General features: G+C 52.6%; 20 protein-coding genes and 1 tRNA gene. 14 read left to right on the top strand and 7 right to left on the bottom strand.

All coding sequences use genetic code 11. The features are described from left to right. Positions 1–190 precede the first annotated feature (190 nt). Positions 191–3,001, top strand: a complete 2,811-nt coding sequence (locus tag GC56T2_RS10345; RefSeq protein WP_144974984.1) for a tetratricopeptide repeat protein — start codon at positions 191–193, stop codon at positions 2,999–3,001. 240 nt (positions 3,002–3,241) lie between these two features. Here the strand turns inward: GC56T2_RS10345 and GC56T2_RS10340 are convergent, their stop codons facing one another. Beyond that, positions 3,242–4,483 (bottom strand): aminopeptidase, encoded by a 1,242-nt coding sequence (locus tag GC56T2_RS10340; RefSeq protein ID WP_144974982.1) that lies wholly within the window; start codon positions 4,481–4,483, stop codon positions 3,242–3,244. 288 nt (positions 4,484–4,771) lie between these two features. Here GC56T2_RS10340 and GC56T2_RS10335 point away from each other — a divergent pair, with 288 nt between their 5' ends. Then, positions 4,772–6,208: a sodium/proline symporter gene (locus GC56T2_RS10335; protein ID WP_144974980.1), complete on the top strand. Its 1,437-nt coding sequence runs from the start codon at positions 4,772–4,774 to the stop codon at positions 6,206–6,208. 145 nt (positions 6,209–6,353) lie between these two features. Here GC56T2_RS10335 and GC56T2_RS10330 read toward each other — a convergent pair whose 3' ends face one another. Both GC56T2_RS10330 and GC56T2_RS10325 read right to left on the bottom strand, forming a co-directional pair. Further along, the gene (locus GC56T2_RS10330) at positions 6,354–6,656 is read right to left on the bottom strand and encodes a 4-hydroxyphenylacetate 3-hydroxylase C-terminal domain-containing protein (protein ID WP_370454544.1); all 303 of its coding nucleotides are present in this window, start codon (positions 6,654–6,656) and stop codon (positions 6,354–6,356) included. A gap of 32 nt (positions 6,657–6,688) precedes the next feature. Beyond that, positions 6,689–7,993, bottom strand: a complete 1,305-nt coding sequence (locus tag GC56T2_RS10325; RefSeq protein ID WP_186440028.1) for a diguanylate cyclase domain-containing protein — start codon at positions 7,991–7,993, stop codon at positions 6,689–6,691. Between the two features lie 438 nt (positions 7,994–8,431). On the opposite strand from GC56T2_RS10325, the gene GC56T2_RS10320 reads away from it, so the two are divergent. From GC56T2_RS10320 to GC56T2_RS17810, 7 genes are all read left to right on the top strand, one after another. Beyond that, positions 8,432–8,947: a DoxX family protein gene (locus GC56T2_RS10320; protein ID WP_033843638.1), complete on the top strand. Its 516-nt coding sequence runs from the start codon at positions 8,432–8,434 to the stop codon at positions 8,945–8,947. A 239-nt stretch (positions 8,948–9,186) separates the two neighbouring features. Next, positions 9,187–10,854, top strand: coding sequence for a class I adenylate-forming enzyme family protein (locus GC56T2_RS10315; RefSeq protein WP_222427769.1), 1,668 nt, complete (start codon positions 9,187–9,189; stop codon positions 10,852–10,854). Positions 10,855–11,639: 785 nt separating this feature from the next. Beyond that, positions 11,640–11,924: an autorepressor SdpR family transcription factor gene (locus GC56T2_RS10305; RefSeq protein WP_144974972.1), complete on the top strand. Its 285-nt coding sequence runs from the start codon at positions 11,640–11,642 to the stop codon at positions 11,922–11,924. Further along, positions 11,911–12,558: an SdpI family protein gene (locus tag GC56T2_RS10300; protein WP_144974970.1), complete on the top strand. Its 648-nt coding sequence runs from the start codon at positions 11,911–11,913 to the stop codon at positions 12,556–12,558. The genes GC56T2_RS10305 and GC56T2_RS10300 overlap by 14 nt, the downstream gene beginning before the upstream one ends. A 22-nt stretch (positions 12,559–12,580) precedes the next feature. Further along, positions 12,581–13,363: a YhfC family intramembrane metalloprotease gene (locus GC56T2_RS10295; RefSeq protein WP_144974968.1), complete on the top strand. Its 783-nt coding sequence runs from the start codon at positions 12,581–12,583 to the stop codon at positions 13,361–13,363. Next, on the top strand, positions 13,360–13,725 hold the full coding sequence (locus GC56T2_RS10290; RefSeq protein WP_014196160.1) for a VOC family protein: 366 nt from the start codon (positions 13,360–13,362) through the stop codon (positions 13,723–13,725). The genes GC56T2_RS10295 and GC56T2_RS10290 overlap by 4 nt, the downstream gene beginning before the upstream one ends. A 101-nt stretch (positions 13,726–13,826) precedes the next feature. Continuing rightward, a complete protein-coding gene (locus tag GC56T2_RS17810; RefSeq protein WP_011231615.1) occupies positions 13,827–13,964 on the top strand; it encodes a hypothetical protein in 138 nt (45 codons plus the stop codon). Positions 13,965–14,010: 46 nt separating this feature from the next. Here GC56T2_RS17810 and GC56T2_RS10285 read toward each other — a convergent pair whose 3' ends face one another. Continuing rightward, positions 14,011–14,193, bottom strand: a complete 183-nt coding sequence (locus GC56T2_RS10285) for a small acid-soluble spore protein H (protein WP_063165651.1) — start codon at positions 14,191–14,193, stop codon at positions 14,011–14,013. Between the two features lie 208 nt (positions 14,194–14,401). On the opposite strand from GC56T2_RS10285, the gene bioF reads away from it, so the two are divergent. Beyond that, complete coding sequence (gene bioF / locus GC56T2_RS10280; RefSeq protein ID WP_144974967.1) at positions 14,402–15,574, top strand: 8-amino-7-oxononanoate synthase; 1,173 nt, start codon at positions 14,402–14,404, stop codon at positions 15,572–15,574. 356 nt (positions 15,575–15,930) lie between these two features. Here the strand turns inward: bioF and GC56T2_RS10275 are convergent. The 3 genes from GC56T2_RS10275 to GC56T2_RS10270 form a co-directional block, all read right to left on the bottom strand. Next, positions 15,931–16,004 (bottom strand) — tRNA-Pro (locus GC56T2_RS10275). 156 nt (positions 16,005–16,160) lie between these two features. Further along, on the bottom strand, positions 16,161–16,292 hold the full coding sequence (locus tag GC56T2_RS18145; protein WP_255516074.1) for a hypothetical protein: 132 nt from the start codon (positions 16,290–16,292) through the stop codon (positions 16,161–16,163). Positions 16,293–16,311: 19 nt separating this feature from the next. Next, positions 16,312–16,773 (bottom strand): Uma2 family endonuclease, encoded by a 462-nt coding sequence (locus GC56T2_RS10270; RefSeq protein WP_063165653.1) that lies wholly within the window; start codon positions 16,771–16,773, stop codon positions 16,312–16,314. Between the two features lie 72 nt (positions 16,774–16,845). On the opposite strand from GC56T2_RS10270, the gene GC56T2_RS10265 reads away from it, so the two are divergent. The 4 genes from GC56T2_RS10265 to GC56T2_RS10250 all read left to right on the top strand — a co-directional run bounded on the left by GC56T2_RS10265 (position 16,846) and on the right by GC56T2_RS10250 (position 19,371). Beyond that, positions 16,846–17,022, top strand: coding sequence for a hypothetical protein (locus GC56T2_RS10265; RefSeq protein WP_255516073.1), 177 nt, complete (start codon positions 16,846–16,848; stop codon positions 17,020–17,022). Positions 17,023–17,148: 126 nt separating this feature from the next. Further along, complete coding sequence (gene glsA / locus GC56T2_RS10260) at positions 17,149–18,123, top strand: glutaminase A (RefSeq protein ID WP_144977242.1); 975 nt, start codon at positions 17,149–17,151, stop codon at positions 18,121–18,123. After that, positions 18,092–18,496 (top strand): cytosolic protein, encoded by a 405-nt coding sequence (locus GC56T2_RS10255; protein WP_144974965.1) that lies wholly within the window; start codon positions 18,092–18,094, stop codon positions 18,494–18,496. Before glsA ends, GC56T2_RS10255 begins: the two co-directional genes overlap by 32 nt. 431 nt (positions 18,497–18,927) lie before the next feature. After that, on the top strand, positions 18,928–19,371 hold the full coding sequence (locus GC56T2_RS10250) for a MaoC/PaaZ C-terminal domain-containing protein (RefSeq protein ID WP_144974963.1): 444 nt from the start codon (positions 18,928–18,930) through the stop codon (positions 19,369–19,371). The last annotated feature ends 12 nt before the right edge of the window (positions 19,372–19,383 follow it).

Raw genomic sequence — 19,383 nt, 5'->3', positions numbered from 1 at the left:
TGCTCATCTACAGAACTATTAATAATTTTGGGAGACAGGCAGTTTGATTTGGGCCTGAATTCAAATTTCTCGTTTACCGCAACCGCAGAAGCTTTTTGTCTTGCAAATGAAAACAAATTGAAACGTTCATGGTGGTGAAAGTTTGTTAAAATGTATAGGATAGAAATAAAATGACCAAACAAGCCATACAATGAACATGCATGGCAAATCAGTAAGTCGGGTGATGGACATGGAGTTTGAACAACGGCTTGTTCATAAAACGTTTTATGAAACGCTAATTGACGAAGGGGAGGGCGATGTGGTTGGCGCGCTCGGCGACGTTTTTTTCGCCGCGCACCGCGATGGCGCGGATCTATCGTCCATTCGCTTTGCCCAGGGGGAAGTCTATTTTCATCGCCGCGATTATGAGGCCGCCATTTTTAAGTGGGAAAACGTTCATAACGAGCTGCGCCCATGGGCGCAAAAGAACATGGCGGACAGCTACTATGAGCTCGGGCAGCTGAGAATGGCTGAGGAGCTGTACCGTTCGGTCGAGACGGAAAGTGAGACGCTTCAAGCGGAGCTCATTTTGTGTTTGTTTTCCCTCTATCGCGAGTTAGGGGAAACAGAAAAGGCAGATGAAATGATCAAGCGCGGCGTGACGTTGTATCCGGATTATCCGAACATGACCGAATGGGCGCGTGCCTTTTTCGAGGAACAAGGCGATTGGGAAAGCGCCATTGAGCTCGCTTTGGGGGAGGCGGTGCGGACTTCATCGCGCCGCTGGGCAGACATTTTGACCGGTTATGTGGAACAAGGACATGCGCGGACGATGGCGCCGGCGCGGTTTTCACGCTGCCTAGCGCTGTTGTATGAAACGGATCGCGTAAAGTTTGAGCGGCTTGTGCAGGCGCTATGGAACGGTTATCGAGATGGGGATCTCTATTTTTCGTGGCTCGCGGAGTGGAATCGCCTCGATGATGAGTTGGCGCTAGGTCGAGACTATGAGTGGAAGAGGATTCCTGCTCTTTTGGCCGAGGTGTACGAAGGGTTAATGAAAGGACCGTATCGATGGAAAGAGCTCGTGGAAGTGATCCCGCCGCTGTTAAAAAGCTGGGTGAATATGGCGGAAGGTTCCGCGGCGGCGGTGGCTGCGGCTGCCTTGTTGGCGTGGAGCGAGAAAGTTCCCGAGGCGTTTGCCGAAGACATCATTCGTGATGCGGCCAAGCGGCTTATGGGAACAAGAGGAAAAACACGGGAAGCAGCGCTAGCCCTGTTTGAAGAAATGGCCGAATGGGCAGAAGCGCAGCGGGCAGGGGCTCATTTCCGGTTTCGCTGGCTCATGCGGCGTCTAGCGGATGCGCAAGGACATTGCGTGTTGATTGCCGGGGCGTCGCGCCATGAGCGGTTGGCGTTTTTGCGGACGCTGGTTGGTGAGGCGGCGCTGGCGGCGCCATCTGCCCCGGTGCTCGTGTGGAAACACGGGGAAGAAGCCGAAATAGTGAAAATCAGCGATGAACAGTTTACGGTTTTCTCAAACATTGAAGAGTTTCAACAAGCATCAGGAGGTCGCGGAAGCCGGTTCCCCGATGATGCGGTCATTGAATGCACAGCTCCGTTTTCCCTTTTGCCGCAGGGAGTTTCCTTGCTCGATATCGGTCCGCTTGGCGGGCGCGCTTCCTTCGACCATGAGGCGCTGATCTCTATTGCGCTTGCCGACAGCGTTCTTTTTCTTCTGAACGGAGACGATCCGTTTTCCAGCATCGATGAGCAGCTGGTATTCCAGCTGCGCGAACGGATTCCGCAGGCGCCGATTCACTTTTTGCTTCCTCCAGGAGACGGGATGGTCGATGAGCAGGAGACAATGAGTATTGTTCGGGAAATAGAGGCGCATATCCGCACGGTTGTTCCGGAAGCCAATGTCATCGTTTATTCGCCGCATGCCCCAAGCCGCAGCCAGCAGCAAACGCTCGTTGACTGGCTCGGCGAATTGGGCCGTCATCGGTCGATAGAGCGTCGGGAAACGGCGCTATTAGCGACGATCCGCCAGTTCATTGCTCATTTGTTCCGGCAGCGAGCGGAGGCGGAAAGCCGGTTGGCCGAGTCGATTGTCTGGAAAAAAGAGATGGCGGCCAAGCTGAACGGGGCGATTCACCAGCTCGGTGATCAGCAAGAAGAAAAGACGGTGAAGATCGTCAAATCGTTCCGCGCGGTGTTGGAAGAGACGCGGACGGCTTTGGCAACGGCGATTCCCGACATGTTGCGCCAAGCGGCTGACTTCGTGGGCGACGACAGCGATTTTGCCCGTCTTCACCTTGAGTTGAATGAGCGGGTGAACGAGCGGATTCGCGCCTATATCGACGGCGAGGTGCTGCCGCGGTTGCATTGTGCTCTAAACGAGTGGATTGCTGGAGCTGAGGATGAATTCAATGAATGCCAAGCGTTTTTATATGAAATGGCCGAAGGATTGAATGCCATGTTTGGCGAGGAACGGCTGAAGCTTGAATGCGATTTTCGCCTTCTCGCCGATTGGCGGCGCGATACGGATCGATTGATCAGCGGAGTACAAATAGACGAGGTGAACGTGTTTTTGCGGAGAACGCCAAGTCAGCTGTTGTTGAAAGGGGCGGGCAAACTGCTCGGTGCGTTTCCGCAAAATAAGGCGATGCTCGCGCAAAGGTATCGACAGTGGATGCAAACGCAAGATTACAGCGATGTGGCGGAAACGGTCGCCCAGCAGTTGCTGATGCCGTTTGAATGGTTTGCCAAATCGCTCGAGCGCGATATGGCTCGGTTTTTCCAAGCGCCATCCGCCGTTTTAAATGAAACGTTGGAACGGTTGGAGCTCGAAACGGTCGCCCAAGAAAGAGAATTAAAACAGATGCGCACCCATCCGGAGGCGTACCGCGACCCGCTCGTTCTCTTTAGCATTCGTTTGCGGCAATGCGAGCAACTGGCGCAGGCGGCATCGGCCGCTGTGCATTTGCGGCAAGATATAAACAACCCTATCGGTTCGCTTTGATCGTTGCATGTGAATCCGTGTTGGAATCGAATCAGGCTGCGCCAACGGTCGGGTCTGCCCGCCTGTTGGACGCAGCCTGATGGCTTAGGAGGCTGGTGATTTCATCATGGGTACGGCTTGACGATGTTATTTCTCAATGAGAAATACTTTATTGCATCGATCGTGCTTTTCGCTTATTTTCCCATTAATGAAGGGAATCAACCGTTTTTCACCGGCCTTTTCGAGTGAAGGGAAACCAGCTTACGACAATTCGAACGCCCAGTTGCCGCGGCGGAAAATCGGTTCGCGCTTGCCGTCTTTCGTGACGCCATCGATGTTCAGTTCGGCCGAGCCGATCATAAAGTCGACGTGGACGAGGCTGTCGTTGACGCCGCGGCGGTCAAGCTCTTCTTTGGACAGCGCCGCGCCGTTTTCGATGTTCGTCGGGTACGCTTTGCCAAGCGCAAAATGGCAGGCGGCGTTTTCATCAAACAGCGTGTTGTAAAAAATGAGATTGGACAGCGATACGGGCGACTGGTGCGGCACGAGGGCGACTTCGCCGAGGCGGCGCGCCCCGTCATCGGTATCAAGCAAATGTTTGAGCGTCTCATATCCTTCTTCGGCGCTGAAATCGATGACTTGACCGTCTTTAAAGGTGAGCGTGAAGCCGTCGATGATGTTGCCGTTGTAATTGAGCGGCTTCGTGTTGCGGACCGTGCCGTTGACGCCGTCTTTATGCGGCATCGTAAACACTTCCTCGGTCGGCATGTTCGGGTTGAAGCGCACTCCGGTTTGGCTGGTCGCCGCGCCGCCGTGCCAAACGTGCCCGTCGACGAGCTCGACCGTGATGTTGGTGCCCGGCGCTTCGTAAACGAGCTGTTTGTATTGCTTGTTGTTTAAGTAATCGACGATGCGGGCGAGCCGATCGTTATGTTCGCGCCAAGCGGCGATCGGATCGTCTCGGTCGACGCGGACGATGTGGAAAATCGCTTCCCATAATTTGTCGATGGCTTCTTCATCACGCAGATCGCTAAATACTTTTCGCGCCCATGCGGCCGTCGGGACGGACAGGAGCGACCAACAGTTCCGGTCGGCCATGATGGCGCTCCGGTAGTTGGCGAGCGCTTGGGCGGCCGTTTTATTGGCGGTCGCGATCCGCTTCGGATCGACGTCTTTCAATAAGTCCGGGTTCGGGGCGTAAATCGACAAAAAGGCCGCTCCTTGTTCGACGAGCTCTTCCATCGCTTTGGCCCGCCACATCGGATATTCGGAAAACGCTTCCTCAGGGGCGTGATGAAATTTGATGTATGTAAGTGCCTCATCGTTCCACTCGACATACACGTGTTTCGCCCCGGTTTCATACGCCGTTTTGGCGATTTTGCGGACGAGCGGCGCCGCCTCGAGCGGGGCGTTGACAAACAGCGTCTGTCTAGGCTGAATGTTGACGCCGACTTTCACGGCCAATTCGGCGTATTTGTTTAGCTCGTTTTCCCAGCGATCCATATCGTTCACTCCTTTTTTTGGTGTCAAGTCCACTTTATTACATAGCGTTGTTTTTTGCAACTTTTTGAACAGCGAGAGGGAAAGGTGACAACGAGTGGAGCAAGAATTTCAGCATAAACCGCTTCCCATCATCATAATGGTAGTAATGAACCAAATAACTCAGAAGCTGCACTTTTCTTGGCTGTACCGGCATTGTCGTCTTCGTTCGATGGCAATGTCGGTTTTTTTACGGGGAAAACGGCGGGCGGCAGTGTCGTGAGGCGAACAAGATCGCGAGGGGGAGAAACGATGAATGGCCTCATCTTGGCGGAGCTCGTGCTGTATTGTCTCGTGATGGCAGCCCTTGGTTATTGGTATGGAAAAAAAGAGATGAGCCATAGCGATTTTTTGCTTGGCGGAAAAAAGCTTCCGGGTTGGACGCTCGCTTTTTCCGAACGGGCGACAGGGGAATCGGCGTGGCTGTTGCTTGGCTACACGGGGGTTGTGTTTGCGAGCGGTCTTTCTGCGATTTGGGTGGCTGTCGGCATTGTCATCGGCATCGTCTGCGCTTGGCTTTTTTTGGCTGACCGGTTTCGCCAAGAGGCGGAGCGGTACGGCGCGCTGACCCTGCCCGGCTATTTGGCGAAACGGTTCGGCGCGCACGGGCAAACGATTTTATGGCTTGCGACCGTCCTTATTTTTAGCTTTATGATGTTTTATTTCAGCGCGCAAATTGCCGGAGCGGGCAAGACATTGTTTACCGTTTTCCATATCGACCCAGCGCTTGGCATGGTCATCAGCGTGGCGATTGTCATTATCTTGTCATACACTGGCGGGTTCGTCAGTGTCGTTTGGACGGATATGATTCAAAGTGTGCTCATGCTGGCGACGCTCGTGATTTTGCCCATTGTGGCGTTCGTGGAAATTTATAGTGGTGGCTTGTCGATCAGTGAAGCGCTTCATCACGCGAAACCAGGCCTTGATTCATGGACGGGGGGAGTCACTGGATTTGCGCTTGGGCTATTGTTGTTTAACAATTTTGCTTGGTTTTTCGGCTATCTGGGCGGCCAGCCGCAGCTGAGCGTCCGCTTCATGGCGTTGAAAGACGCTCGCGAGGCGAAAACGGCCAAAACGGTGGCGATCATTTGGACGCTGCTGGCCTATGGCGGCGCGTTTGGCATCGGTCTTGCGGCGATTACCCTTTATCAGGGTCATTCCTTCGCCGACGTGGAAACGGTATTGCCGCATATGGCGCTCGATTTGTTGCCGCCGTGGCTCGCGGGAGTATTGCTGTCGGGCATTTTGGCGGCCATCGTGACAACGGCCGATTCGCAGCTGCTGGTGATCACGAGCGCCATTAGCGAAGACATTGCGCGCCGTTCATTGCGCCTTCGTCTGTCGGAAAAGCAGCTTGTCGCGCTTTCCCGCGCGGTGGTGGTTATCGCCGGACTGCTTGGTTTGGTGCTGGCGATGACATCTGAGTCGCTCGTCTATCTCGTTGTCAGCTGGGCGTGGGCTGGAATCGGCTGCACGTTGTCACCGGCGATTTTACTCTCCTTTTTCTGGAAGCGGTATTCTGGCATCGGCGTCATCGCCACGATTCTGGCTGGGTTTCTCAGCACGGTCATCTGGATTTCCTCGCCGCTTGAGGCCATCATCAGTTCACGGTTTACGACGTTTGCCATTGCGCTGGTGGCCGGGGTGCTGTTCAGCTTGTTGTTTCCCGATCGTCAGCGGACGATGTGATCGATCACGTCAATCCATTCGCATGAGGGTGTCCCGAAAGAGGCGGGACACCTTTTTTCTACACGAAACGCTTGATGATATCCCGCCTCTTTGAAGAAAAGGCGGGCGTTTATGCCGGTCCGGTGCGGTGGTTGCTGCTGTTTTGTCAACGTTGTTCGCTGTCTAAAAACCGTCGCACCATTTGGGCGCATGCCTCCCGGTCGTAGCGATGGTAAAAGGTTGTCGCAAACCGGGCCGGATCGCCGAAGAAAAACCGTTCGTACAGCGTCTGCCGCGTCCCAAAGGCGCTCATCGCCAAATCCCATGCGAAGCGGAATAGCTGCACCCGCTGTTCGGCCGGAAGCGTCGCTATTTGACCGAAGATTGTCAATGCGCTCGATATACTCGGTTCCGTTAATAATGGCCATAGTTTCCATCCCCTTTTTCTGTAAAAACCGTTTATGGCCATTGTATGCGCGCCTAGAAAAAAGGGAAGGAGGTTCATCGGCGAGCAGGACAGGCGATTTCCACCCGGTTGCGCCCGTTTTGTTTAGCCCGGTATAGCGCCTGATCGGCAAGGGAAAGAAGCGCCTCGGCATGCTCATTTGGCTGCGGGATGGCGACCGCGGCTCCGACGCTGACAGTGACGCAGTTGGCAGCGGGCGATAAGCGGTGTGGGATGGCCAGCCCTTCAATGTTCAACCGTATTGCTTCAGCGGCCGCTGCCGCTTTTGACGGCGAAGCGTGCGGCAAAATAACAGCGAACTCCTCGCCGCCATAGCGTGCCGCCGCCCCGCCGTATTGCTTGGCTGTTTGTTCAAGCGATACGGCGACTTTGCGCAAACAGTCGTCGCCGCATTGGTGCCCGTATGTGTCGTTAAACCGTTTGAACGCATCAATATCGATCATAATCAAGGCCAGCGGGGCGTTTTGTTGTTTGGCGCTTTCCCATTCACGGGCGAGCAGCTCATCGAACGAACGGCGGTTGGCGATGCCGGTCAATCCGTCAAGCGACAACATGCGCTGCAGCAAATCGTTCGCCTTTTTCAGCTGCTCCTCAGCCTCTTTTCGCAGCGTAATGTCGCGAACGACGGCGATCATCCCTTTGCCGCCGCCGAGTTTGCGCCCCGTCGTCTCAAGCCAGCTTTTTGTGCCATCTTTTTTACGGAAGCGGAAACAAAACGTCAAAATATGAAATGCCCCGCCTGTTTCTATCGATCGCGGCAGGAGCTGTTGATCTTCGTTTCGCTCAATCCATTCAAATACAGAGCGGCCGAGCAGTTCTTCCGGTTCATAGCCGAGCAGGTAGCGGCAGGCAGGCGAAACGTACACGAGCGTTCCGTCTGCGGAGATTGTTGCGATGATGTCCGAACAGTTTTCCGCGATAAATCGGTATTGTTCTTCCCGCTGCTGGAGCTCGCATTCGATCATTTTTTGTTCACTGATGTCGGAAAACAAGGCGACATAGTTGGCAATCTGCCCAGACTCATCTTTCACAGCGTCAATATGAAGCCGTTGCGGATAAACCGTCCCATCTTTTTTTCGATTCCAAATTTCCCCTTGCCATTGCCCCGTCCGCAGCAACGACTCCCACAATTGTGCGTAAAACAACTCCCCGTGTCTCCCTGACCGCCATAAGCGCGGCGTTTTTCCAAGCACCTCGTCTTTAGAGTAGCCGGTGATCGTTGTAAATGCTTGATTGACAAAAAGAATTCGGCTGTCGGCATCAGTCACCATCATCCCTTGGCTTGTATGTTCGACGATTTGCCTGTACCACTCGTATAAATGTTTCTGGTTTAACGGCATATTCACCATTTCCCCCATCGCATCTTACCGTTCCTTCTCTGTAAAAATTAACATTTTTTATTTTATTTGGCTCTTCACCACAAAATGTACTTGACAAAAAACGTTTTTCATGATAAGAACGTCAAAAAGATTGATTACCATTTTTTGTTATTTTTGTTCAACCGGGAGGGATAATATCATGTTTGTTCCTAAAAGTCAAGTACATCTTTCGGTGATGAACCTTTTATTTTCTAGACTATTTCTCAAAATGTCAATCCTTTTTCCTAGGATAAAAGACGCTCTTGTTTTGATTTTAGGGAAAAATTATATTCGTCATGATTCAGTCATAACTTTTTGACTGTATTGTGAAATGATGAACAAATCCATTTCATCGAGTAAAAAAAAAGATTAAGATAAAAGTGTAAAGAACAATTGTAAAAATGAAAGGGGAGGAACAAAATGGTTGTCAAATGGTTGCGCGAACATGTCACAGCGTCGGCGTTGATGGTGGTGTTAAGGTTGTATTTAGGGTATGAATGGATGATGGCGGGGTGGGAAAAAATCACGCAAGGGTTTGACGCCACCGGATTTTTAAAAGGAGCGTTGGCGAAGGCCACGGGCGAACACCCGGCCGTGCAAAGCTGGTGGGCGGGCTTTATCGAAAACGTAGCGCTGCCGAATGTCGGATTGTTCAACTTCCTCGTGCCATGGGGTGAATTTCTCGTCGGGATCGCGCTCATTCTCGGATTGTTTACGACTTTTGCCGCACTTATGGGAGCTGTCATGAACTTCGCTTTCATGTTCTCGGGCACGACGAGCACGAACCCGCAAATGGTGCTGCTCACCGTCTTCATCCTCGTCGCCGGAGCCAATGCCGGACGCTACGGTTTCGATCATTGGGTATTGCCATATCTCCGTCATTGGTGGACGAATAAAACGCATCGTCCACATCGTCCGGCCGCAGCGCATAAATGACCGCCGTCAAGCCGCGTAAGCTGCTCCGGGCTTTCCTCCTTTTCCTAACGGCCGCTCCTTCTCCAACGTGGAAGGGGGCGGCCGTTTGCCAGGGCGGCGAAAATGATGGGTCGTTCAAAACAAGGAAATCAACGAATGACAGCGAAATTCTATTCATACGAATGAAGCAGAGGACATGATCATAGGTTGAAAGCATTTTCTGAGGCGAAAATACTGACCGTTCAGTATTCTATCGGAGGATGGTGAAACAGGTGAACCAAACGCGCCCGTATTGGCCGAGCGGGTTGCCGAAGAAGCTTCGCTATGTGCTCGGCGAACAGCCGCTCTATCATTATTTGCGCCACCGCGGTGAACGTGAAGCGAACGAACCAGCGTACATCTTCTACAATACGGTGATCACATGGGGGACGCTGCTTGACCATGTCCACCGGTTTGCCCGCTATTTGCGGGAAAAGGGAGTGGAAAAGGGGAGCTGCGTAGCTTTGTACATGCAAAACTGTCCACAATACATCATCGCTCACTTCGCCGTTCAGCAGCTCGGCGGCATTGTCGTTCCGCTCAATCCGATGTACCGCGAATCTGAACTTGCCTACTTCTTTTCCGAAGTGCCGCTTGTCGGCATCATCGCTGGGGAAGAAGGATTATCCCGCATTCAACAAGCTGAACAACAAACGGCGCCGCTGTCGTTTACGGTCGCTTGTCATTACGGCGACTATGCGGATCCGGCAGGGGAGATCCCGCTTTGCGAGGAGGTGCTGCAACCGAAGCAGACGTGTGAAGGCGCGGATGAGTTCACCGCCATCATTGCCACTTCTCCGCCGCTTGATGAGACCGCTCCCATTGACTTGTGGAACGATGTCGGATTGATCGTTTTTACGTCGGGGACGACCGGTCGGCCGAAAGGAGCGATGCTCCCGTATGGCAGTGCGCTCTTTAAGACAGCGGCGTCCGCGCAGGCGAACCGGCTGACGGAAAAACGCGAACAGCTTATGGCCCATTCCCCGCTTTGCCATATTGCCGGCATGGTGATGGGACTGAATATGCCGGTGTACACCGGCCATCCGTGCGTATTATTCACCCGCTTCGACCCGCTGGCGACGATCAAAGCCATCGAAACGTACAAAGTCACGGCATGGTACAGCATCGCTCCGATGAACGCGGCCATCCTGCAGGCGCTCTCTTCTGTCAATGCGGATTTATCGAGCCTAAAACGCAACTTAGCGACGAGCTTCGGCCTGCCGGTGACGAAAGACCTTGCCGAGCGGTGGGCGGAAGCGGCCGGCGGCTGCCTGTTGTACGAAGCCGCCTACGGGTTGAGCGAGACGCATACGTGTGACACGTTCATGCCGGATGACCGTGTGAAATTTGGTTCGTGCGGCATCCCAACGTATGAGACGGACATTCGCATCGTGGATCCGGAAACGAAACAAGAGCTTGGGCCCGGACAGTCGGGGGAAATTGTCGTCAAAAATCCGGGGGTTTTTAAAGGCTACTTCCGCCGCGATGACGCGACGAACGAGACGCTGAAAGATGGGTGGGTGTACACCGGCGATATCGGGTATGTCGATGAAGACGGCTATTTGTATTTCCAAGGGCGGCTGAAAGAGATGATCAAAGTGTCCGGCTACAGCGTCTTTCCAGAAGACGTCGAAGCGTTGTTGAACGAACATCCGGCCGTCAAGCAATGCGCAGTCATCGGTGTGCCTGATCCGATGAAAGGGGAAGTGCCGAAAGCGTTTGTTGTTCTTCACGATTCGTATAAAGGAAGGGTCGCGCCGTCTGACTTGATCGAATGGGCGAAAACGCATATGGCGGCGTTCAAGTATCCGCGTTATATCGAGTTCATTGATGAATTGCCGGCGACGCCGTCAGGCAAAGTATTGCGAAAGCTGCTTCCAAGAGAATAACATAGCGGCGGGGGGCACGGGCCGCCCCGCCTTTTCCAAAAAAAGGGGGATCATGGTGGAGAATTTGCGGCAATGAACAGACGAACTGATGGAGAAAAAAGCGAGCGCTTGCTTGCCGCTTGGCCGACGGGGTTTTAACATCATTCCGAAAGAAGTCTCCCACTTTAAGCGTGTGAAGGGCGTAGCCCAACGATCAGTGAGAGATGAATGTCGGTTGGCGTTAGCCAAATCTTATGATAAACTGAATATATCATATGTTTCTTGATAAGTGGCTATATAGGGGTTGAGTGGACAAATGAATAGGCGAGAACCAAGCAGATTCCTTCCGCTCGTAAAATAGCCAAGGTAGAAAAGAACTTCCGTCATGTCGGATATCTAGCGTTGGAACGACCCGAAGTCACGCTCAGGGGAGACGAAAAGTTGTCGCGGAACTGAGAGGCTCCCACTTCAAGCAAAGCTAAGTGGGAGTAGTTCACCGGAAATCAGTGGGAAGCCAAGCCCCACGTTACCATGGACTCCGGGGGCGTCTAGCTGTGCGCCCTCCTTTCCACTGATATCTACGGGGGAAAACGGGAAAAGACATTGACAGTCAAATGGAATATTCTTTAATTAATAGCGAATCGTTTGTCCGATATTTAGATGTTTTTCTAAATATCTAATTATATACGTATACATGTATGAAAACTTGTTCACATTGGCGCATAAGAGGCAACGACAAAGCTCTTCTGGTGTCTTCCTAACTCCGTAAGGCGCATCGAAACATCGCTCACAAGGTGGGATGACCATTGTCGTTCAACGAAGCGTTTAAAGCGATTGCTGATCCGACGCGCCGGAAGATTTTAACGTTGCTGCAGGCAGGAGAGCTGACGGCAGGAGAAATCGCTTCGCATTTTGCTATGCAAAAGCCAAGCGTATCGCATCATTTGAAAATTCTAAAGCAGGCTGATTTGGTGCAAGACCGGCGCGAGGGACAGCATATCTACTACTCTCTGAACACAACGGTGTTTCAAGATTTGCTTCGCTGGTTTTACGATTTTGTCGAAAAGGGGGAGGGACATGATGAACGTTAGCCGGCTGACGATCGTGTTGACGGTTCTCGCTTATTTCTTGAGTTTGGCCGCCCTTCCGTATTTGCCGGATCAAGTGGCGATTCATTGGAACGCATCAGGGAAAGCGGATGGCTTCAGCAGCAAATGGTTTGGCGCGTTGCTGCTGCCCGTTCTCATGACGGTGTTCACGCTTTTAATGGCGGTCTTGCCGAAGCTCGACCCGAAAAGAGAAAACTACGCCCGCTTTCAAAAAAGCTATCGTATTGTCAATGCGGCGCTTTCCTGCTTTTTCTTGGCGCTGCATGCCGTGACATTGGCGTACAACCTTGGATTTTCCATCGATGTTGGGGCGTTCATGCCGCTTGCCATCGGCGGTCTGTTTCTTGTCATCGGAAATTATCTGCCGAAAATCAAACACAATTATTTCATCGGCATTCGCACACCGTGGACATTAGCGAGTGAGACGGTTTGGCATAAAACGCACCGTCTTGGCGGCAAAGTGTTTATCGCGATGGGGATTTTGTCGATGCTCACCGCGTTTTGGCCCGGAGAGATGAGGGCTGTTTTGTTTCTCGTCATCATCGTTGTCGGCAATTTGTATCTCATCGTTCGATCGTTTCTTTATGAGCAGCAAGAACAGCGCAACCGTTCATAAATAAGCGGGAGGGGGAGAGGATGTGGGAATGATCGGTGCGGCGGTGCAGCTCGCCATTTCACTGTTGGTTCCAGTCGGTCTCATATGGTACGGAAGAAAAAAAGGATGGCTTTCGTGGAAAGCGCTCGGCATCGGAGCGCTGATGTTTCTTATATTTTCACAAGTGTTGGAAAAAGCGCTTCACATCGCTGTCCTTGAACCGGGACGGCCGGCGCTGAAAGGGACAGACAGCGTTTGGCTCTTTGTGTTGTACGCCGCGCTGGCTGCCGGTGTGTTTGAGGAAATCGGCCGTTATGTCGGGTTTCGCTGGCTGTTGAAACAAAACCGGACGTATGGCGACGGCTTGTCATTCGGGCTTGGGCACGGCGGGGTGGAAGCAGTGCTGCTTGGCGTGTTTGGCGCTGTGAACACGATTGTGCTTTTGAGTTTGATTCAATCAGGCGCCTTCGACAAAATGATCGCCCCATCGCTCCCGGCAGGCCAGGCGGAGCTGATCAAAGAACAAGTGCTGCACACGCCGTTGGCGATGTACGTGTTGGGCGGTATAGAACGGCTGTTTGCTTTGGCGGTGCATGTGGCGCTGTCGCTCCTCGTTTTGCTTGGCGTGCGCCAGCGGCAGTTCCGTTATGTGCTGTACGCGATTTTGCTTCACGCGGCGATGGACGTCTTACCGGCGCTTTATCAAGCGAAAGTGGTCACAAACATCTGGGCGGTCGAGGGAGTGCTGCTCATTTGGGCGGTTGCGGCGGTTTCGTTCATCCGCCGGATCAAACCGGCATTCGGACAGGGGGGAGAGGAACGATGATTCGTGTAAAACGGCTTGACCATGTGCAAATTTGCATTCCGTTTGGCGCCGAAGACGAAGCGCGCGCCTTTTACACCGGTGTGCTTGGTTTTCAAGAAATCGAAAAGCCGGAATCGCTGAAAGGAAACGGTGGACTTTGGTACAAAGTCGGCGATATCGAGCTCCATATCGGAGCAGAAAACCGCGACGGCTACAACAGCAAAAGCCACCCGGCGTTTGAAGTGGAAGATGTCGAAGCCGCGCGCCGCTATTTGGAATCACAAGGCGTCGTGACGCAAGACGAAAAACCGATCCCAGGGGTGAAGCGGTTTTCCTTTCGCGATCCGTTTCACAATCGGATCGAGTTGTTAGAAAAAGGATAAGATCGTTTCATAAGCCGTCCGATCGGGCAGTGCTCTTTTGCTCCTTCGCGATAGTAACCTCTTGTCATTCAGGGCATGCTAGAGACGAAGGAGGAATCGAGATGGAGAGAAAAGCGAACAACAAGCGCAACGACAAATCTGTCCGCACCGCTGATGCCCGGACGGCAGGCCGAGCAGCGATGAAGGAACAAACGGTGCAAGAGGCCTACAAGCAACGGGAAGAGCTGACGGCCGATTAAATCAAAAAGCGGGAGAAAGGACGCGTCCTTTCTCTCGCTTTTTTCGTTATGAATGCTCCTCTAAGCTGGCGACCGGTACGCTTTGTTTTTGATTCGGATTGTCAAGCGGATGGATCGTTGCCATTCCTTTTTGCTGGTCGACATGCTCAATGTAAATGCGCTGGCCGTTGTATGTGACGTTCGCCATCACCGGTGACGAGGCGATCTCTTGCGCCCGCCGAGCATCCATTTTCAGCACCTCCTGTTTTTGCCGATAACACGTATAGTATGACATGTCTGCGGTTGGACTATGCATGTGGTCGAGGGTGGAAATCAATAATTAACAGAACTATGTGCTAAATAATCAACAAACGAAACTGACCATCTTTTCCTAGCCGATTCGCGGTTTTTAATGTAAACTATTTTTTATAAAAAGTTTACATATAAGGGGGATAGGGATGAAAACCGAACTAATCGCCAAACTGCACGAATGGGAACAAAAAGCGCAAAAGCGCCAGCTGCGCCGAGCACAGGCCTCAGGAGCTTCGGTTATCCTGAACGGAAAGCCGATGTTAAATTTAGCGTCCAATAATTATTTAGGGTTGGCGGATGACCAGCGGCTCATTGAAGCGGGTTGCGAGGCGATGCGGGCCTACGGAGCCGGAGCGGGTGCGTCACGGCTTATCGTCGGCAACCATCCGCTCTATGAGCGGGCCGAAGCCGTGTTGAAACAGTGGAAACAAGCGGAGGCTGCGCTCATTTTCAACAGCGGTTATACCGCGAATATCGGTGTGCTGACGGCGCTCATTCGCCGCGATGATCTCGTCTTTAGCGATGAGTGGAACCATGCAAGCTTAATTGACGGGATTCGCCTGAGCAAAGCCACCTGTTTCCGCTACCGGCATAATGACGTCGATCAGTTGGAAGCATTATTAAGGAAATCTCCGCCGGGCAAACGAAAATGGATCGTCACCGATGCTGTTTTTAGCATGGACGGCGATCTAGCGCCATTATCGGAGCTTGTCGAGCTGAAACGGCGCTACCGCGCGATATTGATTGTGGATGAAGCGCACAGCGGAGGGGTGTTTGGGCCGAACGGCGAAGGGCTGCTTCACCATTTCGGGCTCGAGAAAGAAGAAGATGTGATCGCCATCGGCACTTTCAGCAAAGCGCTCGGCAGCTTCGGAGCGTATGTCACCGGCGAGCCGTGGCTGATCGACTACTTGATAAACAGCGCTCGCAGCTTCATTTTTACGACCGCCTTGCCACCCGCTGTTCTGGCTGCCAATGAAGCGGCCATTCGTATCGTCCAATCCGAGCCGGAGCGGCGCGAGCGGCTGCACGCCTTCAGTGAACGGTTCCGCACGAAATTGACACAGCTCGGCTTTGACACCGGCGGCAGCGAGACGCCGATCGTTCCCGTGATCGTCGGTCCGAACGACCAAGCTGTGGCGATGAGCGGGTTGCTGCAGGAAGCGGGCCTTGCCGCCATCGCCATCCGGCCGCCGACCGTCCCTGAGGGAACGGCGCGCATTCGCTTTTCCATCACCGCCGCCATGACGGAAAAAGACGTTGATATGGCTGTTGACCGTATCGCTTGGGCAGGAAGGCAGATCGGGTTGATTTCCTAGGAGAGCGGTGAAAAACGGCTGATTCCCTTACTCAATGGGGGAATGGGCGAAAAGCAGGATCGATGCAACAAGGTTTTTCTAATTGAGAAGTGACATTGCAAAGCCGTATCTAGGATTAAATCACCAACCTCCTAGAAGGCTGGTGAAATCCCCCTAATCCTCTTAATCAATGGGAGAATGAGTGAAAAGCAGGACCGGTGCAACAAGGTTTTTCTAGTTGAGAAATGGCATTGTAAAGCCGTATCCGCGAGTAAATCACCAGTCTCCTAGGGAAAAACAGCGTCACGAGGAGGAAACGCGTGAGAGAACAAAAAAAAAAACAGCCGGGCGTTTTCCGGCTGGTCTCCTTCGATCGATCGGGATGACAGGATTTGAACCTGCGACCCCACGCACCCCATGCGTGTGCTCTACCAAGCTGAGCTACATCCCGAAATGGTTTGTCAGACATACTTCATTATACAAGAAAAACAGGATAAGATCAATGGCTAATTTTCCATGAAGTCAGAAAAGGATGCCGTTGAAAGGCCATCGGCATCCGACAAGGCTTCGTCTGTCAGCTATGGATTAGCCGTGCTGTGAAACGAGGTTATGCCATCGATCGGGCCATTCGCTCCAACTGTTTGCGAATCTGGCCGCGGCACACTCCACTGTGGTAACAGACGACCGTCTCGATGCCAAAATCAAGCAATTTTCGGACAGACCGCCTCGCTTCGTCCATATCGGGCGTTTCCTCTTTTCTACACGCCTTGGAACACGAGCGCTGTGTCAATCGTTCCGATGACAGAATCGAACATTTCGCCACAGGCGATGATCGTTTCGGCGTATCGATCATGTTCGAGTGTGCACTGACGGATCGTTTTGTTGTAGGGGTCGGCGATCCAGTATTCTTCCACTCCGTAGGCGCAGTACAAATCTTTTTTCAGCGTCACATCGATTTTGTAGGTTGACGGGCTGACAACTTCGATGACAATGAGCGGCCGCCCCTTATAGCCGCCGATGATTTTTTCCGGCCGTTCGCAATAGACAGCGACATCCGGCTGGATAAACTCGTTCATCACGTTTCCGTTCTTTTCGAGTTTCACGGATAAGTTGGAAATCGGTTGGCATGGGCTTTTTCCTTTGATCATGGAAACAAGATTGTCGCAAACGATTTGATGTTCCCATGACGGGGACGGGGACATGTTGATGGCTTCTTGCATGCTCCTCACCTCTTTTTTATTATACTTGAAACCGTTCTCCCTTGCCTACAACAAGGTTGTTGGAGAAAGACGATGGATGTCTATGTGCTCGAAGAAGGGAGATTCCGCCATCAAGGGATGTATGTTCGCGATGAGACGATTCCTGTCCGCCCCTTTCCCGGATTTGCGATCGATTTGAAAAACGTGTTTGCGGAGGAAGAACGAAAAAAAAACAGCTGCTGTTCAAACAACAGGCTAAGGACAGCTTGAGAGGAGCAGGGCCGTTATTTGCCGGCGGCCCGCTTGGCGAGGGCAAAGCGAACCTATCGGTAATTGCTGCTGTTTGAACCATTTGGGCATAGAAACGGAAAAAACAGGCGATACTAACGATCGGTGATGAATGTGTACAATCAAGAAGAACTGGCCCGCTTTGTCGAAGAAGCAAAGCAGTACGCCCGCTACGGAAAAGTGGCTGACTACATCCCCGCCTTAGGCAAGGCGAATCCGAATGAACTGTCGATCGCCATTTACACGCCGGACGACGAAGTGGTAAGCGCCGGCGATGTAACGGTGAAAGTGACGCTGCAAAGCATTTCCAAAATTCTTGCCCTCGCCCTTGTGTTGATGGATCACGGAGAAGATGACGTGTTCCGCAAAGTCGGCATGGAGCCGACAGGAGACCCGTTCAACTCGATCGCCAAGCTCGAGGAAGTGCAGCCGGCCAAACCGCTCAACCCGATGATTAACGCCGGGGCACTGGCGGTGACGCACATGATCCGCGGCCGTTCGGTCGAAGAGCGGCTCGGGCGGCTGTTGGCGTTCGTGCGCCGATTGGCGGGCAACGAACAGATTACGTATTCAAAAGAAGTGGCTCAATCGGAGTTTGAAACCGCGTTTTTAAACCGGTCGCTTTGCTATTTTTTAAAGCAGCACGGCATTATTGATGAAGACGTCGAAGAGTTGATGGACTTGTACACGAAGCAATGCGCCATTGAGATGACATGCATCGATTTGGCGCGCATTGGCTTAGTGTTCGCGCTTGACGGGCGCGACCCGCATTCGGGCAAACCGCTCATGCCGTTGGATGTCGCCCGCATTTGCAAAACGTTCATGGTCACGTGCGGCATGTACAATGCATCCGGGGAGTTTGCGATCAAAATCGGCATCCCCGCTAAAAGCGGCGTCTCGGGCGGCATTCTCGCCGCCGTCCCTGGGCGGTGTGGCATTGGCATTTTCGGTCCGGCGCTCGATGAGAAAGGGAACAGTCTCACCGGGATCAAGCTGCTTGAGCGGCTGTCCAAAACGTATTCATTAAGCATTTTTGGAGGAGGGAATGACAGTGAAAACATTTACGGTCCAGTTTCACCGTGAAGATGATGTGGAAGCGATGAACGTCGGCAAGTTGAGCCAAGAGGATTTTGATAAGGTGACCGAAGGCGGAACGCGGCATTTGTTTGATCTTGACACGAACATCGGCTATTTTGTCTTTTTTGACGCTGAAGACAACGAAGGGAATGTGTCCTACTTAATGCTTCAGTATGAGGAGGACAACGAAGACCCGAGCGCGTGCTACAGCTTCGAGCTAAAAGATTTTTACGAGTTTATGGCGCTCTATTTGAACGACCTCGAATTCGCCGACGAAGAAGAAATGGCTGAAGACGGCGAGGAAGAATATGGCCCGATCCACCACTTGGCGCATTTGCTTTACCATGTCGTTGAGGAAGGGAAGACGGTGGAGGTGTGAGATGGCGATCCCGGACGGAACAGTCCGGGAGTTTTTATTGATACGACTATGAAAGATAAGTGACACTCCTCCACTTATCAACCCCACCGTTTAGAAGAGGGCTACCTAGACATAAGCTTTTCGCTGCTAACATTGCCTTGTTCTCGAGTAGGGGTGAGGGGACTAGCCTGTTACATTATTACAGCCGTTTAGAAACAAGAAATCATAAATAACCGTTCTATCCGCCACTTCTCATTCATATGTTAGTGACAAGTATGAGGCCAAACCGTTGTGAAGAACCGAGCGGTTATGTCTCGTGATTTTCGATGATAGTTCGCTTAAAATATACTGAAAATTTGTGAAATTTTGATCGGTGAATCGTTCTTCCGTTGCTTGAAAGGGGGTGGGAAGGGGTTCACTCTTTTTGAACATGAAACGAAAGGGGGATTTCATTGCGTTTTGACCGACCTTTTGAAGGGTATGCCGTAGGCGAGCGCTATCGGTCGCGTGGGCGGACGATTACCGAGGCCGATATTGTGCAGTTTGCCGGCGTTTCCGGTGATTTTTATCCGCTGCATACGGACCGAGAATATGCGAGGCAGACACGGTTTGGCGAACGGATCGCCCACGGGATGCTGACAATGTCGGCAGCGACTGGGCTATGGGTGATGGAGCCGGGATGTGTGCTCGCTTTTTACGGCATCGACGCGCTCCGCTTCGTCCGCCCGGTGAAAATCGGCGATACGATTTACGTTGAATCGGAAGTGAGGCAGTTGACTGAGCGGGGCGGGACAGCGGGGCTTGTCACGGTGCATCAACAAGTCGTCAACCAACGCGGTGAGACGGTCATCGATGCGGTTGTGCATGTGCTTGTGGCGCGGGAAGGAAAGAGGTGAACAGCGGTCGGG

Source organism: Geobacillus sp. C56-T2 (assembly GCF_007829715.1).
Taxonomy (GTDB): Bacteria; Bacillota; Bacilli; order Bacillales; family Anoxybacillaceae; genus Geobacillus; species Geobacillus icigianus.
Note: the sequence above shows the minus strand (reverse complement) of the source record. Positions and strands in the feature narration are given on the sequence as shown.

Excerpts from the sequence above, each read along its gene's own strand:
- GC56T2_RS10345 (WP_144974984.1), top strand. The coding sequence starts at position 191 with ATGAACATGCATGGCAAATCAGTAAGTCGGGTGATGGACATGGAGTTT.
- GC56T2_RS10340 (WP_144974982.1), bottom strand. The coding sequence starts at position 4,483 with ATGGATCGCTGGGAAAACGAGCTAAACAAATACGCCGAATTGGCCGTG.
- GC56T2_RS10335 (WP_144974980.1), top strand. The coding sequence starts at position 4,772 with ATGAATGGCCTCATCTTGGCGGAGCTCGTGCTGTATTGTCTCGTGATG.
- GC56T2_RS10330 (WP_370454544.1), bottom strand. The coding sequence starts at position 6,656 with ATGGCCATAAACGGTTTTTACAGAAAAAGGGGATGGAAACTATGGCCA.
- GC56T2_RS10325 (WP_186440028.1), bottom strand. The coding sequence starts at position 7,993 with ATGCCGTTAAACCAGAAACATTTATACGAGTGGTACAGGCAAATCGTC.
- GC56T2_RS10320 (WP_033843638.1), top strand. The coding sequence starts at position 8,432 with ATGGTTGTCAAATGGTTGCGCGAACATGTCACAGCGTCGGCGTTGATG.
- GC56T2_RS10315 (WP_222427769.1), top strand. The coding sequence starts at position 9,187 with ATGGTGAAACAGGTGAACCAAACGCGCCCGTATTGGCCGAGCGGGTTG.
- GC56T2_RS10300 (WP_144974970.1), top strand. The coding sequence starts at position 11,911 with ATGATGAACGTTAGCCGGCTGACGATCGTGTTGACGGTTCTCGCTTAT.
- GC56T2_RS10290 (WP_014196160.1), top strand. The coding sequence starts at position 13,360 with ATGATTCGTGTAAAACGGCTTGACCATGTGCAAATTTGCATTCCGTTT.
- GC56T2_RS17810 (WP_011231615.1), top strand. The coding sequence starts at position 13,827 with ATGGAGAGAAAAGCGAACAACAAGCGCAACGACAAATCTGTCCGCACC.
- GC56T2_RS10285 (WP_063165651.1), bottom strand. The coding sequence starts at position 14,193 with ATGGATGCTCGGCGGGCGCAAGAGATCGCCTCGTCACCGGTGATGGCG.
- bioF (WP_144974967.1), top strand. The coding sequence starts at position 14,402 with ATGAAAACCGAACTAATCGCCAAACTGCACGAATGGGAACAAAAAGCG.
- GC56T2_RS18145 (WP_255516074.1), bottom strand. The coding sequence starts at position 16,292 with ATGGACGAAGCGAGGCGGTCTGTCCGAAAATTGCTTGATTTTGGCATC.
- GC56T2_RS10270 (WP_063165653.1), bottom strand. The coding sequence starts at position 16,773 with ATGCAAGAAGCCATCAACATGTCCCCGTCCCCGTCATGGGAACATCAA.
- GC56T2_RS10265 (WP_255516073.1), top strand. The coding sequence starts at position 16,846 with ATGGATGTCTATGTGCTCGAAGAAGGGAGATTCCGCCATCAAGGGATG.
- glsA (WP_144977242.1), top strand. The coding sequence starts at position 17,149 with ATGAATGTGTACAATCAAGAAGAACTGGCCCGCTTTGTCGAAGAAGCA.